13 protein-coding genes and 3 pseudogenes are annotated in these 15,313 nt (G+C 67.6%); 10 read left to right on the top strand and 6 right to left on the bottom strand.

Annotated features, from left to right (window positions below; translation table 11 throughout):
* Positions 1–167 precede the first annotated feature (167 nt).
* Both ABTZ58_RS38915 and tpg read left to right on the top strand, forming a co-directional pair.
* A complete protein-coding gene (locus ABTZ58_RS38915) occupies positions 168–1,964 on the top strand; it encodes a DUF8825 domain-containing protein (protein ID WP_351367870.1) in 1,797 nt (598 codons plus the stop codon).
* A gap of 173 nt (positions 1,965–2,137) precedes the next feature.
* Positions 2,138–2,710: pseudogene (gene tpg, locus ABTZ58_RS38910) on the top strand (telomere-protecting terminal protein Tpg).
* Here the strand turns inward: tpg and ABTZ58_RS38905 are convergent.
* Both ABTZ58_RS38905 and ABTZ58_RS38900 read right to left on the bottom strand, forming a co-directional pair.
* Positions 2,641–3,753 (bottom strand): hypothetical protein, encoded by a 1,113-nt coding sequence (locus ABTZ58_RS38905; protein WP_351367867.1) that lies wholly within the window; start codon positions 3,751–3,753, stop codon positions 2,641–2,643. The pseudogene tpg and the gene ABTZ58_RS38905 overlap by 70 nt on opposite strands.
* Positions 3,754–3,930: 177 nt before the next feature.
* Positions 3,931–5,580: a tol-pal system YbgF family protein gene (locus ABTZ58_RS38900; RefSeq protein WP_351367865.1), complete on the bottom strand. Its 1,650-nt coding sequence runs from the start codon at positions 5,578–5,580 to the stop codon at positions 3,931–3,933.
* 322 nt (positions 5,581–5,902) lie between these two features.
* Here ABTZ58_RS38900 and ABTZ58_RS38895 point away from each other — a divergent pair, with 322 nt between their 5' ends.
* A complete protein-coding gene (locus ABTZ58_RS38895; protein WP_351367862.1) occupies positions 5,903–6,034 on the top strand; it encodes a hypothetical protein in 132 nt (43 codons plus the stop codon).
* Positions 6,035–6,438: 404 nt separating this feature from the next.
* On the opposite strand, the gene ABTZ58_RS38890 is transcribed toward ABTZ58_RS38895, so the two are convergent.
* Both ABTZ58_RS38890 and ABTZ58_RS38885 read right to left on the bottom strand, forming a co-directional pair.
* Positions 6,439–6,804: a hypothetical protein gene (locus ABTZ58_RS38890; RefSeq protein WP_351367859.1), complete on the bottom strand. Its 366-nt coding sequence runs from the start codon at positions 6,802–6,804 to the stop codon at positions 6,439–6,441.
* 82 nt (positions 6,805–6,886) lie between these two features.
* Positions 6,887–7,207 (bottom strand): hypothetical protein, encoded by a 321-nt coding sequence (locus tag ABTZ58_RS38885; RefSeq protein ID WP_351367856.1) that lies wholly within the window; start codon positions 7,205–7,207, stop codon positions 6,887–6,889.
* 27 nt (positions 7,208–7,234) lie between these two features.
* Between ABTZ58_RS38885 and ABTZ58_RS38880 the strand changes: the two are divergent.
* From ABTZ58_RS38880 to ABTZ58_RS38865, 4 genes and pseudogenes are all read left to right on the top strand, one after another.
* A pseudogene (locus tag ABTZ58_RS38880) lies at positions 7,235–7,663 on the top strand (RHS repeat-associated core domain-containing protein); the annotation flags it as partial.
* An 807-nt stretch (positions 7,664–8,470) separates the two neighbouring features.
* The gene (locus tag ABTZ58_RS38875; RefSeq protein WP_351367853.1) at positions 8,471–8,770 is read left to right on the top strand and encodes a type II toxin-antitoxin system TacA family antitoxin; all 300 of its coding nucleotides are present in this window, start codon (positions 8,471–8,473) and stop codon (positions 8,768–8,770) included.
* Entirely contained in the window at positions 8,767–9,141 is a 375-nt protein-coding gene (locus ABTZ58_RS38870) for a fic family toxin-antitoxin system, toxin component (RefSeq protein WP_351367850.1), read from the top strand. Before ABTZ58_RS38875 ends, ABTZ58_RS38870 begins: the two co-directional genes overlap by 4 nt.
* A gap of 522 nt (positions 9,142–9,663) precedes the next feature.
* The gene (locus tag ABTZ58_RS38865) at positions 9,664–10,317 is read left to right on the top strand and encodes a hypothetical protein (RefSeq protein ID WP_351367847.1); all 654 of its coding nucleotides are present in this window, start codon (positions 9,664–9,666) and stop codon (positions 10,315–10,317) included.
* Positions 10,318–10,620: 303 nt separating this feature from the next.
* On the opposite strand, the gene ABTZ58_RS38860 is transcribed toward ABTZ58_RS38865, so the two are convergent.
* Positions 10,621–11,394, bottom strand: coding sequence for a GntR family transcriptional regulator (locus ABTZ58_RS38860; RefSeq protein WP_351367844.1), 774 nt, complete (start codon positions 11,392–11,394; stop codon positions 10,621–10,623).
* Positions 11,395–12,131: 737 nt separating this feature from the next.
* On the opposite strand from ABTZ58_RS38860, the gene ABTZ58_RS38855 reads away from it, so the two are divergent.
* From ABTZ58_RS38855 to ABTZ58_RS38845, 3 genes and pseudogenes are all read left to right on the top strand, one after another.
* Positions 12,132–13,145, top strand: a complete 1,014-nt coding sequence (locus ABTZ58_RS38855; RefSeq protein ID WP_351367841.1) for a DUF6192 family protein — start codon at positions 12,132–12,134, stop codon at positions 13,143–13,145.
* A gap of 2 nt (positions 13,146–13,147) precedes the next feature.
* Positions 13,148–13,561 (top strand): hypothetical protein, encoded by a 414-nt coding sequence (locus ABTZ58_RS38850; RefSeq protein WP_351367838.1) that lies wholly within the window; start codon positions 13,148–13,150, stop codon positions 13,559–13,561.
* Between the two features lie 33 nt (positions 13,562–13,594).
* Positions 13,595–14,459: pseudogene (locus ABTZ58_RS38845) on the top strand (IS5 family transposase).
* On the opposite strand, the gene ABTZ58_RS38840 reads toward ABTZ58_RS38845, so the two are convergent.
* The gene (locus tag ABTZ58_RS38840) at positions 14,450–15,106 is read right to left on the bottom strand and encodes a class I SAM-dependent methyltransferase (RefSeq protein ID WP_351367835.1); all 657 of its coding nucleotides are present in this window, start codon (positions 15,104–15,106) and stop codon (positions 14,450–14,452) included. The pseudogene ABTZ58_RS38845 and the gene ABTZ58_RS38840 sit on opposite strands and share 10 nt — an antisense overlap.
* Between the last annotated feature and the right edge of the window lie 207 nt (positions 15,107–15,313).

Here is a 15,313-nt window from a genome sequence, read left to right as displayed (position 1 = left end):
CCGTGGTAACCGACGCCTACTCGTTGATCCGGATTGGAAACTGACACCCCCCCCCAGCAGCACGAGAAACTTGTCATGATTTCCTTTAGTCACCCAGCATCTGTCGGTTTGTCAGTGGCTGCCTCTACCTTCGAGGGAAAAGTCCTCCTAAGCGAAGGCGGTGCACGTTGGCGAACGGCGTCTGGCACGAAGGGCTCCAGCGAGTCCTCGCACTCGATAAGGACGACCTCGATCTTCCGCGCGGCAGCCAACACCTCCTGCCCGACCTGATCGACGCGCTGCTCCGACCGATCACCGAACGCGACCGCACGCTGCTGCAGTGCGTCGAGAGCCAGGCGGGTCGCGTGTGCAAGGCGGAGCTGAACGGAGTGCAAAGCCGATTCATGTACGTCCGGAGGCACCGCGGACCCGATGGCCTGGTGCGATTGCGGGCGGTCCACCTGCCCACCACCCACGAGATGACGCCGGAGGAGAGCGACCGGCACAAGGCTATGAAAGAGTTCGTGGCCCGGACATGTGACGCGGCCGGCATCCGGTACGACGTGGAGAAGGCGAACAAGTTCCGGACGTCCCGGCCGGACGTCACCGTCATCGGTGACGGAGGGCTGAACCTGGGGTGCGAGGCGCAATACTACAACGCCAGCTCGGGGACGGTCCTTCGCCGGTCTCGAGCGCACGCCAGCGCTGGACTCACCGCCAACTGGATCACCGACAACGACAAGTTTCACCTCGTCGACCGGGCGAACTGGATGCTGACCCGGCCTGCGACGTGGCGGCAGATCAGCAACGCCACCGACCTTCCGCTGATGGGCGGGTACCGCGTCCTCGTCGAGTGGATCTGCACAGCGGCGGCCGAACGACCGTGCCCTGACGGGCTGGCGAAGACCGGCTGCGGCCGGGTACACCTGCAATGGGACACCCCGCGGCGGCTGGACGACGAAGGTACGGGCTGGACGGGGTGGACCGGAAGCACCCGCGGCGTCACCGTCGGCCAGACGCTGATCGGCGCGGCGACCGGGACCGTGGTGCCGCTCTTCATCCCGTCACAGCGAAACCGCCACGCCGGGGCCTACATGTGGGTGCCTGCCCGCGACCGGGCCACTTGGTCCGAGTACCGGCCGATCGAGGAGCCACCAGCCGAGGGAGTCGTCGAACCCGGCGACGCAATCCACTTCTCAGGCGAGGAGGCAGAGCTCTCATGCCGCTTCGGAGAGGAAACGTGGACGCCCAGCGCACCGCTGCCCCGACGCGGTCTCGCACAGCTCTCCATCACCGTCGACAGGCCACAGCATCCCGTGCACCTACCTGCGGCGGAGTTCGCAGGAACGGCGCAGAGTGTGCCGCCGGGTACTCCCCGGCCACGGCCCGGGGAGTACGAGACCGGAGCTTCCCGTTGCGGCGAGGCGGCACGCCCCACCGACCCGCCGGTGGTACAGCCAGCTGACAGTCCTGTCCCGGCTGCGTGGCAGCCAGCGCAGCCGGCCAGCGAGCCCACGCCCGCTACAGACGCCGAACGCGCTCCTCAGGACCCGGCGGACACCCGGGTGCCGGAAGACCAACCGGATTCGAACGCGCGTACCATTCCGGCTATGGCTGAGACCTCCTTCCCCGGTGACCTGCTCGCCGCCCAGACCCGCCTGCACCAGGCCACCGCAGAGCTTTCGGTGCTGCTACAGTCCCTGCCCTGGTCGGCGGAGCCCATGGAGGGCTGGCCCGGTACCGAACACCCTCATACCGGCGAGGTCACCGGCGGCCGGGCACCGAGCCCGGGATGGACCGATGAGCAGAAGGCCGCCGTTGCCCAGCTGCGCCAGGAGTGCCTCGAACTCTCCGAGACGGTTACGGCCCACCCATACTGGGAGGGCTTCCAGGCCGCTGACGTGGTCAAGGAGCGGATGCGGCTCAAGGCCGCATCCCGCGCCGAGGTGACGGTTACCACGGCGGGCCTGGGTACCGTCGCTTGAGGACGTCGGTCCCGCACGAGACCGGCTGCGGACGCTCAGGAGACGGATGACCGAGCTCGTCAATGCGTCTGCCCGTCGTACGGCGGCCCGTGATGTCGGCCATCGTGGCTGTACGCCGGCCCAACAGCGGCACCGTCACCGACGTCGACAACGGAGAATAGGGGTAGGCCACCATGAGCCTGTTCGGGGACGGCCTGGAGGCCGCGGTGCAGAAGGCGTTCACCCGCCCGGCACCCAAGAGCACGGGCGCGCAGATGCGGTACCTGGTCAGGCAGCTCAAGGGCACCAAGGCGGTCGCCCAGATGCTGCGCATCTCCCAGCGCACCGTCGAGCGGTAGGTGAAGGACCAGATCAAAAAGCCCCGGCACGACCTCGCCGCGCGCCTGGAACGCGAGGTGAGGAAGCGGTGGCAGCCGCAGACCAGAGCCAAGGCCCGGCAGAAGGCGGCCACCACCGGCGGCACCGTCATCGACACCCGTGCCCGCCTCGGCTACACCGCGCCTATCGGGACGACGGACCAGGACCTCATCCGGCACCTCACCGTCGCCCTGCCCCCGATCTACGCCACCCGCCTCTTCGATGTCCAGGAGATCGCCGCCGAAGCACTCAAGGCCGGTGAGAGCAGAGCAAGGGGCACTGCCCGCTGTGGGGAGCGCCGTGGCGCTGTGCTGTTTCCCTATGTTTCTGCGGTTGCGCCGGCCAGGGAGTCGAGGAGCTCTCCAAAGGTGATCTTCTCGCCGTCGTAGTCGAAGGTCATGGCGGCGGCGAGTGCTTCCCACCGGTCGGTGCTGTGCCCGCAGTGGTCCAGCAAGATCTTCAGGGCGACTTCGGGTTCGTGGCGGGCAAGGATTTCGTCAGCCGGGCTCTGGCGAAGGTGCTCCAGGGGGCAGTAGCGGGACTTCACAACGGCGCTATAGGCCTCAGAGACGGAGAGGATCTCACCGGCGGCGGGGGAGTCGAGCCAGGACTGCAGCACGGCCGCGGGGTCGGAGGGCTTGCCGAGTTGATCGTCGTCCAGCAGCCGCACCACACCGACCACACCGTCGCCTTCGTCTTCGGGTACCGGGACGGCGGCCGCCGCTGCCAGAACCAGTAAGGCCAGGTGGAGGTGGCTGTGACGGCGGAGCTGTCCCGGCTGGCGGGCATGCTGGAGTGGCCGGAGATGGCGCCGCGGCTGCTGGCCGACCGGTTCACCGACCGGTTGGAGGAGACCGGCGGCGAGGACCTGGTCGTGCATCCGTTCCCGTGGCTGATACGGCGTGGGCTGGTGCAGCGTCAGGCGTGCTCGGACCGCCGGTGTGATGACGGGATCCGGCTGGACACGCGCGGCGAGTGCGAGATGTGCGGCAACGTGGTGCACATCCGGCGGGCCCGGCGGGCCAAGGTCGCGGCGGAGGTCGAGCGGGAGCTGTCCGGCCTGAGCGCCGGTGAGCGCCGCCGGGTCCTCGAGGAGCGGCTGCGCGAGCAGGTGGCCATCGAGGCGGAATGCCTCGCACGGCGGCAGGAGCAAGCCCGCGTGGAGCAGGCCCGCCGCGAGGCGGCCCGTGCGGCCGCCCGGGAGCAGGCGGAGTGCGAGCGCCAGGAGGCGGCGGCCGCCGAAGCGGCGCGCCAGGCCCTGCCGTGCGAGGACTGCGGGCAGGAGCAGGCGGTTGGGCTGTGCGAGACGTGCGACCACCGCCGGCAGACCGAGGCCCTGATCGGTGAGGCCGGTCTTTTCGCGGCGGCCGAGCAGCACAGCGCCGAGCACCAGGCCGCCGACGCCGAGCGCGCGGTAGAGCCAGGCGAACAACGGACGGGCGCGAGCACGGCCAGGCCCAGGCTGGTGAAGGCCGGGAGCACGTCGCGGAGTCGGGCCCGTACCGGCCCTGGGCCCGCAGTTCGGAGACCGCCCTCTGCCGCTGGGAGCGCCGGGACCCGGGCACGGGAGGACGCCTCCACCACAGATCCACCAGAATTTAGCTCCCCATCACCACTCCCACTCCTTCTTGAACCATCCCGAGCAGAAGGCCACTATCCCCAGCCAGAGTGCAAGTGTCACGATCCAGGTCAGCCGGCTGGTCGAGGCAGTGGCGAAGCCGAGGGCGATGTAGGTGAAGAACCCCAGGAACACTGACACGAAGATCTTGTCTCCAGAGAAGAGCCACCGGATCCTTCCGCTCCCCAGTACAGCCGAGAGCAGCAGGCTGACCCCGAAGGCGATGAGGATCGACGACCAGATCAGGGGCACGACAGACGAGGCAGGGCTGACTTGGGTGCTCTTGCCGCCCACGGTGATCTCATAGAGGTCGCCCCGCCAGACCTTGAACGTTGCTTTGGAACCGCGTCGGGCGGTCTTGTACAACTGGTTACTGACCGCGTGTTCCTCAGTCCTCCCCGAAGCTCGGGCCACGGTCAGCGAAGGGGAACTGCCCTCGGAACCAGCTGTTTTGTCCACGACATGACCGGTCTCCTGGCCAATGCAAGCGTGCTCTGCAGACGGCTGTGTGCCCGGCGCGCAGGGCTGGGCTTTCTCGTACTGAACTCGCTCCTGATACACCCCTATGGCCGGGTGCGCGCCAGCCAGACAGGCCACCACACCGAGTATCAACGCAGCTACTCGCACTGCGATGCGCCGTACCTGCAGCGTCCCGGACGCGCTGAACCCCCGAGGTAGCGGCCTGCGGCGGACCTGCCGTGCACCGGCCAGTTCAGGAAGAGGCACTGGCGGCTTCTTCCAAAGCAGCCGGGTCACTACCCGCGGATCCTGAGTTTTCTTCCTGGTGAGGCGTCGACCACCTGCTGCCTCCCCAGAGGGAGAACTGCTGTCGGCCGGCCGGGGTAAGCCCGAGCTCTGCGAAGCGTGACCTGTCTGCCCCTTCTGGCTGGGTGAAGCGTTGTCCGCGTTGTCCACGACCTCCCCGCGGACAACGCGTTGATCTGTCTCGGCCAGCCCAGTGTCACCTAGCTGCTGACGCAGCAGGTTCAGCTCCTGTGCGTTGGCGTCAAGGTCGTCGGAGATCCGCTCCAGCGTGATCTCGTACTCCTCCAGGGACACCTCCGGCGGCAGTGGGGGCACCTGGGCTTCCTCGTGAACAGCGTCCTCAGGTCGATTCTCAGCGGCGCGCTGCTCGTACTGCTCCAGCCTCCGCTGATACTCCTCGGCACGCTGCTGCGCGACCATCCGAAGGTACTCGGCCTGGTCCCGTTCCCGACGTGCCCGGTCCAGTTCCTCCTGGTACCGCAGTAGTTGGTTTTGAACCTTGTCCCGCTCCGCGCGTACCTGTTCCAGATGCCGACTCTCGGGTTGCTGTTGCGCCAAGGCGTCTCGCTCGATGGTCAGCTCTTCAACCCGGGACCGCAGCGACCCGACGAGCATCAGCAGCACGTGGACGAGATCATTACTACGCCGTAAGGCCTGTTCGGCCTTCAGCTGTCCCTCCCGCGCGGTGGCCAGTTCCTTGTAGGCGTGAACGGCCTCCGCCTCCGCGGACCGCGCCGGAGTCGGTACCAGGCGGCCGCGGCCAGCGCGGGCGCTTGCTGCCTGCTGGCACAGCACCTTGGCCTCCTGCAGCCGCCGCTCCTGCAGCGGCGCGGGCACCCGCGCCTTGATTACCTGCGTGAGCAGTTCCAGGGGCACATCCTTGGCTCCTCGCCGGTACTCCCCCCATAAGGACTTCCTCGCTGCCGGGAAGTGCTCCTCCAACTGTCGGAGAGTCAGTCCCTCGGTCAGCCTGCGCAGAAAGCGTGCCAGTCTGTCCGTCTCCTCTGTGTCCGAAACGGGCTGTACCGGACGTCCGAGCTTGGTCATCCCCCGCCCTTTCCACGGCCAACATGACGTTGTCCGCGCTTCACCTGGGCTTTCGCCACCTCTTCCTAGCGGACAATTGCAGCAGCTCGGGACGCTTCCTCCAACTGCCTCGGACCACACCGAGGGAACTAATCGGAAGGAAGGCACGCTCATGAGCACCTTCGACACCAAGACGCTTCGCCGCCTGCGCCAGGCGATGCTGTTTGCCCTGATGCGCGGTGTCGCCACAGCCGCCGGCGGAGCAGCTGTCACCGCTCTGGTGTGGTGGGCCCAGCACCGGTGAACGGGCACCATCTACGACCCGGATGCCGACCCGCACGTCCAGGGGCAGCTCGCCGCCGCGGCTGCCGCTGGACGTGAAGCCGGGCTACTCGAAGCCGCCCAGGTCGCGGGCCCGCGCCGATGAGCTCGGCGGTCCCGGCAAGCCCGGCGGTGCGCCAGGAGACTTGTACGTCACCGTGCAGCTGCTATTGATCCTCAGCTCTTTCCTCATCCGGGTGCCGTCGTTCGCCACGGACGAGAACGGCGCCGTCCCCGGGCAAGGAAGCAACGCCGTAGAGGTAGGCCAGGTGGTCAGCGTTTCCGGCGAGAGGCGCAGTCAATGGGAGGTTCGGCCAGCCGCTGGCGGCGGGCGGCCTTCTGCGTCGTCAGGCTGCGGTTCGACGGTGAGCGCTGTGCGGGCCCAGCTCAGCGAGATCTCGGGAGCATGCGGCCCGGAGGTGGATGCCGAGCCCACCGCGAGGCGTCGCCGTCGACGACGGAGGTTTTGTGCCAGGTGCGGCAGATGGCGATGACGGCGTCGTATCCGACGGTGAGCGCGGTGAGGCCCAGTGCCATGAGGGAATCACCATCTTGGATGACGTGGGTGAAGTGCAAGGTGGCGGTTGCTATCGCGGGGATGGCGAGGGTGTCGGCAGGACGGCGGGCAGCCTTAATGTTGGTGTACCACCGGGCCCAGACGTCCTTGGGAGGGATCACGCTGAAGCGCCATCCGGGGCTGGTCTGGGGCTGGTCACCTTGGGAGGTGTCGGGCATGAGGGACAGGTTGTTCACGTGCGCTGTCCTTGAGGGGGCGGTCGGCGCGTGGATGGCCGGGTCCAGATGGGGGACTGGTGTGCGGTGATGCCGTCGTGTCTCAGACGTCTTCGTCGAAGTCGAACAGGTCTTCTTCTTCGTCGAGGAAGGCGTCGAGGGGGTTGACCTGCTCGAGGAGGGCGGTTTCCCGGGCGAGGATGCGGCTGACGCGGCGGGCGTCCCAGATGTTGCGGGCGATGACAAGGTTGTCACTGAAGGGGACTTCGCCGGTGACGGCCTTGTACATGTACTTGCTGACTTCCCAGGGCTTTTCCAGGAGGTCACCGTTGTTCTGGAGCCGGGCGATCATTCCGTGGCCGATGGCGACGGGCAGGATCGCGGAGTCCAGGACGTGCTCGGTGAAGTGGACGGCAACGGGCACGGCCCCACTGAGGACGGCCTGGACGATGGCGGCGCTGCTGTCGTAGCGGCCGGAGTCGACATGGGATTCAACCGGGAACCCGGGGGCACCTTGAACTCCATGCCGACCGGGGGCAAGTCGTACTACTACCTCACCGACGCGATCGGCTCCGTCGTCGCGCTCGCCGACGAGACCGGCACCAAGGTGAACAGCTACGCCTACAGCCCCCGAGGCGTCGAGCGTGGCACCACCACCGAGAAGATCTCCCAGCCTTACCGGTTCGCCGGCGGCTTCCAGGACCCGACCGGCCTGTACCACCTCTCGGCCCGCTACTACGACCCCAACATCGGCCGCTTCACCAACCCCAACCCCTCCGGCCAGGCGAAGAACCCCTACCTCTACGCCGAAGGCGACCCCGTCAACCGCATCGACCCGAGCGGCACACTGTCCTTCGGTGATGTTACGGATGCTCTCACCCCGATGGGTGACGTGAAGACTGCTATGGAGTTCGGAGGCGCAGTCAAAAGGGGGGAGTGGGGAGAAGCCGCCGCCATCAGCTTCGGATGGGCTTTCGGTGAGGCCGTGACCACCGCATGTGTAGCTGGCGCCACGGTCGTAGGCGGACCTGTGGCAGGCGAAGGACGCGTGGTCGTAAGCAGTCGCACTCTTCCTGGGGTGGCGATCATTCGCCAGGAAGACCGGAATGAGAAGGATACGAAGGAGGCGTACAAATGCTGCACTATGCAGACTCTTCAGGAAAAGGATCTTGGATCCCTGACGGCTGGGAGATTCCCATATTCCTGGGTTCAATGCTTGTTGTGGTCATCATGGTCGCTGTCGCGCGTTGGCGTCAGAAGTGAGACATGTAAATGAGAAATGAATCGAAGCCACTCCTGCGCATTCTGGCCTACTGCCTCATTGAAACATGGGCTTGTCCGTCCTCGGGTGCCGTGGGATTCAACCTATGCGCAGCACTCATGATCGAGAGTGATCGAAAGTAAATTTCAATCCCTGCGGCTGTCAACTTTTTGCGCATTATGCAACGAGTAAGCTGTCGCGCCACATTTCTCGTGGAGCAATAGTCCAGCGAACGGGCATCACAGGCGGTCTTTTACACCAAGTGAAACGCCCCCTGATTTCCGTGGACGCAATCAGCCGCAACTTCACGAGCGGAGATGCAAGGCCTCATGGCGCCCCGCAGGTCCGCGGCCGCGTAGGTCCGCATGCCGTCCATTCCCCTGAACAGCTTCGGCCAGCGGCTGGCGCGCTGGTACCGTCGCTCGTATGGACCAGAACGGACGCCAGGTTCCGCCCTTCGCGCCGGAGGAGTACGCGCGCGTCGAGGCGGCCGCTCACCTCGCCGGCAAGTCGCCCGAGGACTTCGTTCGCGACGCGGCACTCAAGGCCGCAGAGGACCCGTTCCTCAAGGCCCTCGGTAAGACCCGCGACCGCGTTCCACAGCTCGCCGAAGTCTTCGCCACGCAAGACACTCACGCTGCCGACCCCAACGGCGCCTGGCCCGACCCCGCGCCCATGGGCAGCCGCGACCTGCGCGAGAGCCAGCAGCACGGTCACGCCGCGTGACGCGGTTCCTCACGCCACAGGAGCTTCTGCAGATCGCGCAGACCCTCCCGGGCGACCCGGCCTGTCTCGATCTCGGTGTGCTGGACGCCGTCTGCGCCCGGGTCCAGGCCCACTACATGGGACGCGACGTGTACGCCAGCGACTGGCTCAAGGCCGCGGCCATGCTGGAGACCATCGCCCTGCACGAACCGCTGGAGGCGAAGAACGAGTTCTTCGCCTGGCTGGTCGCCGAGACCTACCTCAACACCAACAGCATCACGCTGCACTACGAGCCGGAGGACGCCCTCGCGCTCGTGATGCGCGCCAAGCACAAGGGCGCCCGCGTGCAGGAGGTCGCCTCGCAGCTGCGCGCCTGGTCCACCACCGGCTGAGGCCGAGAAACCAGCCGAGGTTCTCGCGGCCTCGGTATCGCCCCGTCTGCACGACCCTGGACGACGGGCCTGACCGCACCCGACCGTTCAGGCATCGGTGGTCTGGAGGTGGACCAGGCCACCCCGGTTCTCCTCGCCCGCCGTGATGTGGCAAGAGCTTCCTTAGCGTGCTTAGTCACGTGGTGTTGGCACGCCGCGAAGCGTAGTCCGGAGGACGCGGGCGGATGAGGCGATGTCCCGATCGGGGGGTACGGGACGGTGGCCCCGATAAACTTAGGCTTCTGGCCCGCCCGGGGGCCTGTACCCCCGGAGCTCTGCTCCGGATCCAGGGACGAAGGCGCCATAGCTCCACCGGGCACCCTCTTCAATGAAAGGCCGCACGGTGGGCAGGGGTAACGCAGCCAGAGGCTCGTACTGGGGTCGCCGTACGGCGGTACGCTCCCTGGGAGGAGCGCGCCGGTTCGGACGAGGGCCGGGACGAGCCCACTTCCCCCGTACCCGGCGACAGGACGGCGCCCAGACGTGATCATCGCTGTAGCAGGTGCGGTCGGCGGCATGGGCCGCACCATGACCGCTCTCGGTCTGGCCAGCGCCGCCGCGGCAGAGGCACACGACACCGTGCTGGTCGACGGCGACCCCCGCAACCACGACGCTGCGGCCGCCGCGCGGAGCGTCACCGCGCTGGCTGAGATGCTCGGCCGCACCCCGCCGTTGCGGGTGCTTCCCCTCGACTGGGAGGAGACAGTCCGCTGGGCCCGCGGTGAGAGCCGCTCAGGGCAGGTGAGCATTCTCGACTTGTCCAGCGTCAACCAGGAGGCGGTCCTCGCCGTCGCCCAGGCGGTCGTCGTTCCGGTGCCCGAGAGCGACCGGAAGGTGCTGAGCTCGCTGTTCCCCACTCGCTTCCAGATGGTGGCGGCGGAGAACGGCGCCCCCTGCTTCGCCCTGGTGCACAGCGTCAGCCCGCGGGTCGGCGTTCTCGACGACGAAGTCCCGGACAATCACGTGCAGATGCTGCGTGCGCGGATTCCCTATTCCAAGCGGATCCGTCAGATCTTCGGCACCGGCAGCCCGTGGGACAGCGACTGGGCGCTGTTCGCCAAGATGTTCGCTCCGGCGTGGGCCGAGCTACGCGAGCGCCTCAGCCTGCCCGGCCCTGCCGGCGCGGGCTCGGCGTAGAGGTAGCAGAGCGGAGAAGTGTCACCTCGCCCGGGTCTCGGCCGACGTCAACCCCGCCCGTGCATCGCAGCCGGACAACATCCGTGAATACCGCTGGTGGTTAGTGGCTGAGCTGCGCGGCACGGCCGAGACCATCTACCCACTCGGGCTCGCCGACCTGATCGCCGGCGCCAGGGAGCACCCGTGCGCCCAGTGGACTTGACCGGGTGCGCGTTCCCCGCCCGTGGGGCGGAGCAGTCGTCGGCGCGCCTGGCAACGGTGCGACTGCCGCTCGCTCAGGAGTGGGTGCATCCAGAGGATCATTCAGGTGGGCTCGGGCGGGTCGACGGCGAACTCGTAGGCCACTTCCCAATGGCGGTCCGGGACGACGATGTCGGCCGTTTCCACGGCGCGGCCGTCGCTGGCGTAGTACGTCCGCTCGATCGCCAGGACCAGATCGCCGGTACTCAGGGCGAGCAGGGCCGCCTGTTCGTCAGTGGCGCGCGCAGGACGTGGAAGCTCCAGCCAGCTTTCGACGTCGATGCCGATGGAGCGCATCCGCTCGACCACACCCTTGCCGGCAAGCGGGCCCATCTCCGGAAGCAGGATGGGTGTGTCGCCGGTGATGGCCATGGGCTCCCAGCTGGTGGAGATCTGGGCGGGCTTTCCGTCGGCGAGGAACTCGTAGGTGGTGCGCACCGTCGGGTCGCCGGGCTGGATACCGAGGCGCCGGGCGATGCTCTGCGGGGCCGGTGTGCGGGCCTCGGAGGACGCCTCCCAGGTGCCGCTGCTGCCGATCTCTGACATGTCGGCTCGGAACGGGCTGCCGCCGCGGCGTTCCCGGTGCCGGGAACGGATCATTCGGCGTCGCTCGCGCGGCGGGGTCACGTAGGTTCCGGAACCTGCGCGGCCTTCGAGGAGCCCTTCGACGATCAGCCGCTCTACGGCCTTCTGCATGACGTTGGGGCCCACGCCGTAGTGCTGGGCGAGCTGGGCGCGGGAGGGCAGTTTGGCGCCGACCTCCCATTCGCCTGCCGCGAGTCGGCGTCTCAGGTCGCTCGCGACCACCTGGTGCGGCGGCGGCTCGGCGTTGCCCATGCGCGGACTCCGTAGTGGTCGGCGGCTGTCCCGGTTTCTGCCTTTCGATTGACAAGTTAATGCATCAGGTACAGGCTGATGCATTAACTGCACTGTAAGTGATCAAGCGTGTGCGGGGGAGATCCGTGAGCTCGCCGACGACCAGGGCCACCGCGATCGCCTCCATGCTCAGTAGGTGTTTTTGATCCCTGGCCGTGAGGTGTGTTCGGCTGGATGATCTGGCGTGTGGGGGCTGACGGGACGGCTCGGCGGTACTGCCGGGAATGTGGTGATCCGCTGTCGCAGACGATGGCGGCAGAGGCGGTGTTCTGTTCGGGTCGGTGCAGGTCACGGCGGTGGCGGAGACGACAGCAGACCCGTGAACGGGTTATAGCGATGCAGCGGGGTGAGCAGGCTGAGTGCCCGGTGTGCGGCCGGTCCTGGACGGTGGGGGTGGAGCGGTCGAGGGCGGCGGTGTATTGCTCGGACCGTTGCCGGGTGCGGGCTTGTCGTCAGCGGCGGGCGTCACGGAACGGCGTTACGGAAACGCCATAGCCGAACGCCTCGCGGGCACCTCGAACACCCCTTGTTTGTCAGGGTAGTTGACGCGGACCACCGAGCGCTTCGAGCGCCCCCGGTTCACGCTCTGTCCCGGTGTGTCGCGCCTGCGTCACGGTGGACGGTGACCGGGGCCGGCGCCCCATTGACCGGTCACGTTGTGGTGGCCGAGCCGGGCCCGGGTGAGGGCGGTGGTCGTCATGACCGACGTGACCGACCGGATCGGGAACGTCACCCGGCAGCGTTACGAACAGCTCGTCACCCAGGCGAAGGACCTGATCGCGCAGGTCGCCCGCGCGCAGTTCGCCCTGGGCGACATGGCGCTGGAGATCGAGCCGATGAGGTCGGTGGGCGGGTCGATGCCGAACGGCACGGATGACTTGTTCACGGTGACGGAGTCGTTGCAGATGTTCGCGGACGACATCGGTGTCGAGCGGCGCACTGTGGAGGACTGGCGCTACACCGCCAACCGGTGGCCGCAGGAACGTCGCAAGGAGGGGGTGTCGTTCACAGTCCACCGCATCCTGGCCTCGGTGGTCGACGAGGACGAGCGATGGGCGGCGATCGAGGACGCGCCGTTCAACCCGCGTACGGGAGCTCGGCAGTGGACGCCTGATGGCGCGAAGCGGGTCGTCGGCCAGCGGGTCGACCGCCCGGTGACGGTGGATGAGAAGGTCCAGGCCGTGGCCGACCTGACCCGGGATGACGAGGTCGCCGCCCAGGTCGCCACCGACCTGCTGAAGCGGCCGGCGGTGACCGAGCACGTCACCCCGGCCGAGCGGGTGCGGGTTGTCACGGAACTGACCAGGGACGACACGGTCGCAAAGGAGGTCACCACCAGCCTGTTGCGCCGTCCGGCGGTCGCCCGGACGGCGATGCGCGACGACACCACCCGGATGCTCGTCAACCGCGCGCAGTTCGACAACTCCAACGAAACGCGCGAGCGGATCCGGGAGCGCACACCGGCCGTCCGCGCGATCGAGCACACCATCGAATACCTCGACCTGGTCGGCTCCTGTCACGGCTTCGTTGCCACGCTGGGCAGGCTGGTCCCGCAGCTGCGTGGACAGGAGTTCACCGAGGACGAGCGCGAGACCGTCCGGCGGCAGATCGGCCGGGTTCGTGCGGCGGCGGACTGGCTCGAAGGAGCCCTCGACAACGGCGAGTTCACCCTGGACGAGCAGCTCGTGCAGCTCCTCAAAGGCGAGGAGTAGCCGTGTCCCGGCGCCGGGAGGCCCGGCCGCTGGCCGAGCACTACGGCGACCTGGTCCGCGTCGCCCTGATGGAAGCACGCCCCGCCGGCCTGCACACCTACCAGCTCATGGCCGCCACTCGCCTGACCCGCTCGCAGGTCGGCCGCGGCATCCGGCACGTCCGCGACGTCGTCGCCGCGGAGAACCTAACCCCGATCACATGGACCCGCCCGGACGGCTACATGTTCTCCGACGACCCTGCCGACTGGATCGAGTACGACAAGCGCCAGTTCCGCCAGATTCTCGGCCGACTCACCCGGGTGATCACGGGCACGCTCGACCCGCACCTGGCCCGCTACCCCGACGACGAATGGGCCCAGCTCGCCACCGCCCAGCTCACCGGTGTCCGCGCCACCCTCGCCCAACTCTCCAAATAGCCCTCGCCGCCGATCACCTCTGCCGAGCCCGCCATGCCCGCTGCCTCCCGTCGCCGCCGCTACCCCTCTGACACCTCCGTCGCCGAATGGGCCCTGCTGGAACCCCTGCTGCCTGTCCCTGCCTGCCAGACCAAGACCGGCGGACACCCGGAAAAGTGGCCCCGGGCGGGAGATCGTCGACGGCATCCGCTACGTCGTCGACAACGGCGCGAAGTGGCGGGCCCTGCCTGCGGATTTCCCCCCGTGGGAGACGGTTTACGGGTTTTTCTGGAGGTGGAACCGGGCCGGGGTCGTCACCTACATTCGTGACCAGCTCCGCCGGAGGATCCGTACCGGCAAGGGCCGCTGCCCCCACCCGGTGACACTGATCGTCGACTCCCAGTCGGTCAAGGGCGCCTCCACCGTCGGCAAGGACAGCCGCGGTTACGACGCCGCCAAGAAAATCAACGGCCGCAAGCGACATATCACCGTGGACACGCTCGGCCTGCCCGTGATGATCACGGTGACGCCCGCCGACATCCAAGACCGCGACGCCGCCCGCGACGTCTTCTGGCGCCTGCGCCTCACCCAGCCACAGATCACCCAGGTCTGGGCCGACCGCGGCTACGCCGGCGAACTCGTGGACTGGGCCCGCGACCGACTCTGGCTCACCCTGCGCATCGTCTCCCGGCCCAAGGGCACCAAGGGCTTCGTCGTCCTGCCCCGCCGGTGGAAAGTCGAGCGCACGATCGGCTGGTGCATGAACGCCCGCCGCAACGCACGCGACTACGAACGCTGGCCCCAGCACTCCGAAGCACACCTGAACTGGGCGCTCATCACCATGATGACTCGGCGTCTCACCCGCAAGAGCCCCCGCACCGACACTTGGTCGAGGAAGCCACGGGCCACTCAGGGCTGATTCCATACAAGCGTATAGCGCCAGAACAACCGTCGTCGCAGCCGTGCGCCAGGGAGGACGTCTCTGGCTTCACGGACGATGTCGTCAAAGGTCATGTCCGCTGAGCGAGTAGGGGCCGTCATGGAGACGGGCCGCTGCGAGGGGCGGCCCTTGTTCTTCAGCCAGCCCATGGCAGCGTTGCCCGGAATGGCGACAGCACCGAGCAGGTGGTCCACGGGGGTCTGGGCGCGAGACAGGCCGACGATCACCAGTGTCCCTCCCGGAGCCAGATGACGGCGGAAACGGGTGAGCGCCAGGGTGAACGGCAGGTGGTGGATCGTGGCGACGCACGTGATGACGTCATAAGGACCGGCAGGAAGCTCGGCTATTGCATCCGCGACGGTGAAGGTGACGGGGAGCCCGGAAGGAGTCAGTTTCTGGGCCTGGGCCGTGATCACCGGATCGGAATCGACGGCCTGCACAGCATCGGCTCGTCCGGCCAAGAGCCTTGCAAGATCACCGCTGCCGGAACCGACGTCCAGGGCGTGGTCGAAGCGCCTCGGCAACTGGCGCAGGATCCAGCGGTGGTAGTGGGCGTTGTGATCCCAGGGATAAGCGGCGTTGAACCGTTCAAGAGCCCGCAGGACACGAGGCGACAAGATCTTCATCGCCCCAGTCCATCAAGTCCCTGCGGCATGCACACCCTGTTCCGGAACAAAGATCACTCGCTCTCGGGCTGCCGGACGCAGCCCGAGGAAGCGAGTAGAAAAACACCTACTCAGCTTGTTCTTTAACCTCGGGCTGGGCCCCTGCCACTGGCCCGCTCGCGGGCCAGTGGCAGAGTGAGCCGGGTGATCGGACGCCTGTACACCGTT

The organism is Streptomyces sp. NPDC094143 (assembly GCF_040303825.1).
Lineage (GTDB): Bacteria > Actinomycetota > Actinomycetes > Streptomycetales > Streptomycetaceae > Streptomyces.
The sequence above is the reverse complement of the archived record's forward strand: the minus strand, read 5'-3'. Positions and strand labels throughout refer to the sequence as shown.

Bases quoted from the DNA above. Each gene is read 5' to 3' on its own strand.
- ABTZ58_RS38895 (WP_351367862.1), top strand. From the start codon at position 5,903: ATGAGCACCTTCGACACCAAGACGCTTCGCCGCCTGCGCCAGGCGATG.
- ABTZ58_RS38875 (WP_351367853.1), top strand. From the start codon at position 8,471: ATGGACCAGAACGGACGCCAGGTTCCGCCCTTCGCGCCGGAGGAGTAC.
- ABTZ58_RS38860 (WP_351367844.1), bottom strand. From the start codon at position 11,394: ATGGGCAACGCCGAGCCGCCGCCGCACCAGGTGGTCGCGAGCGACCTG.
- ABTZ58_RS38855 (WP_351367841.1), top strand. From the start codon at position 12,132: ATGACCGACGTGACCGACCGGATCGGGAACGTCACCCGGCAGCGTTAC.
- ABTZ58_RS38840 (WP_351367835.1), bottom strand. From the start codon at position 15,106: ATGAAGATCTTGTCGCCTCGTGTCCTGCGGGCTCTTGAACGGTTCAAC.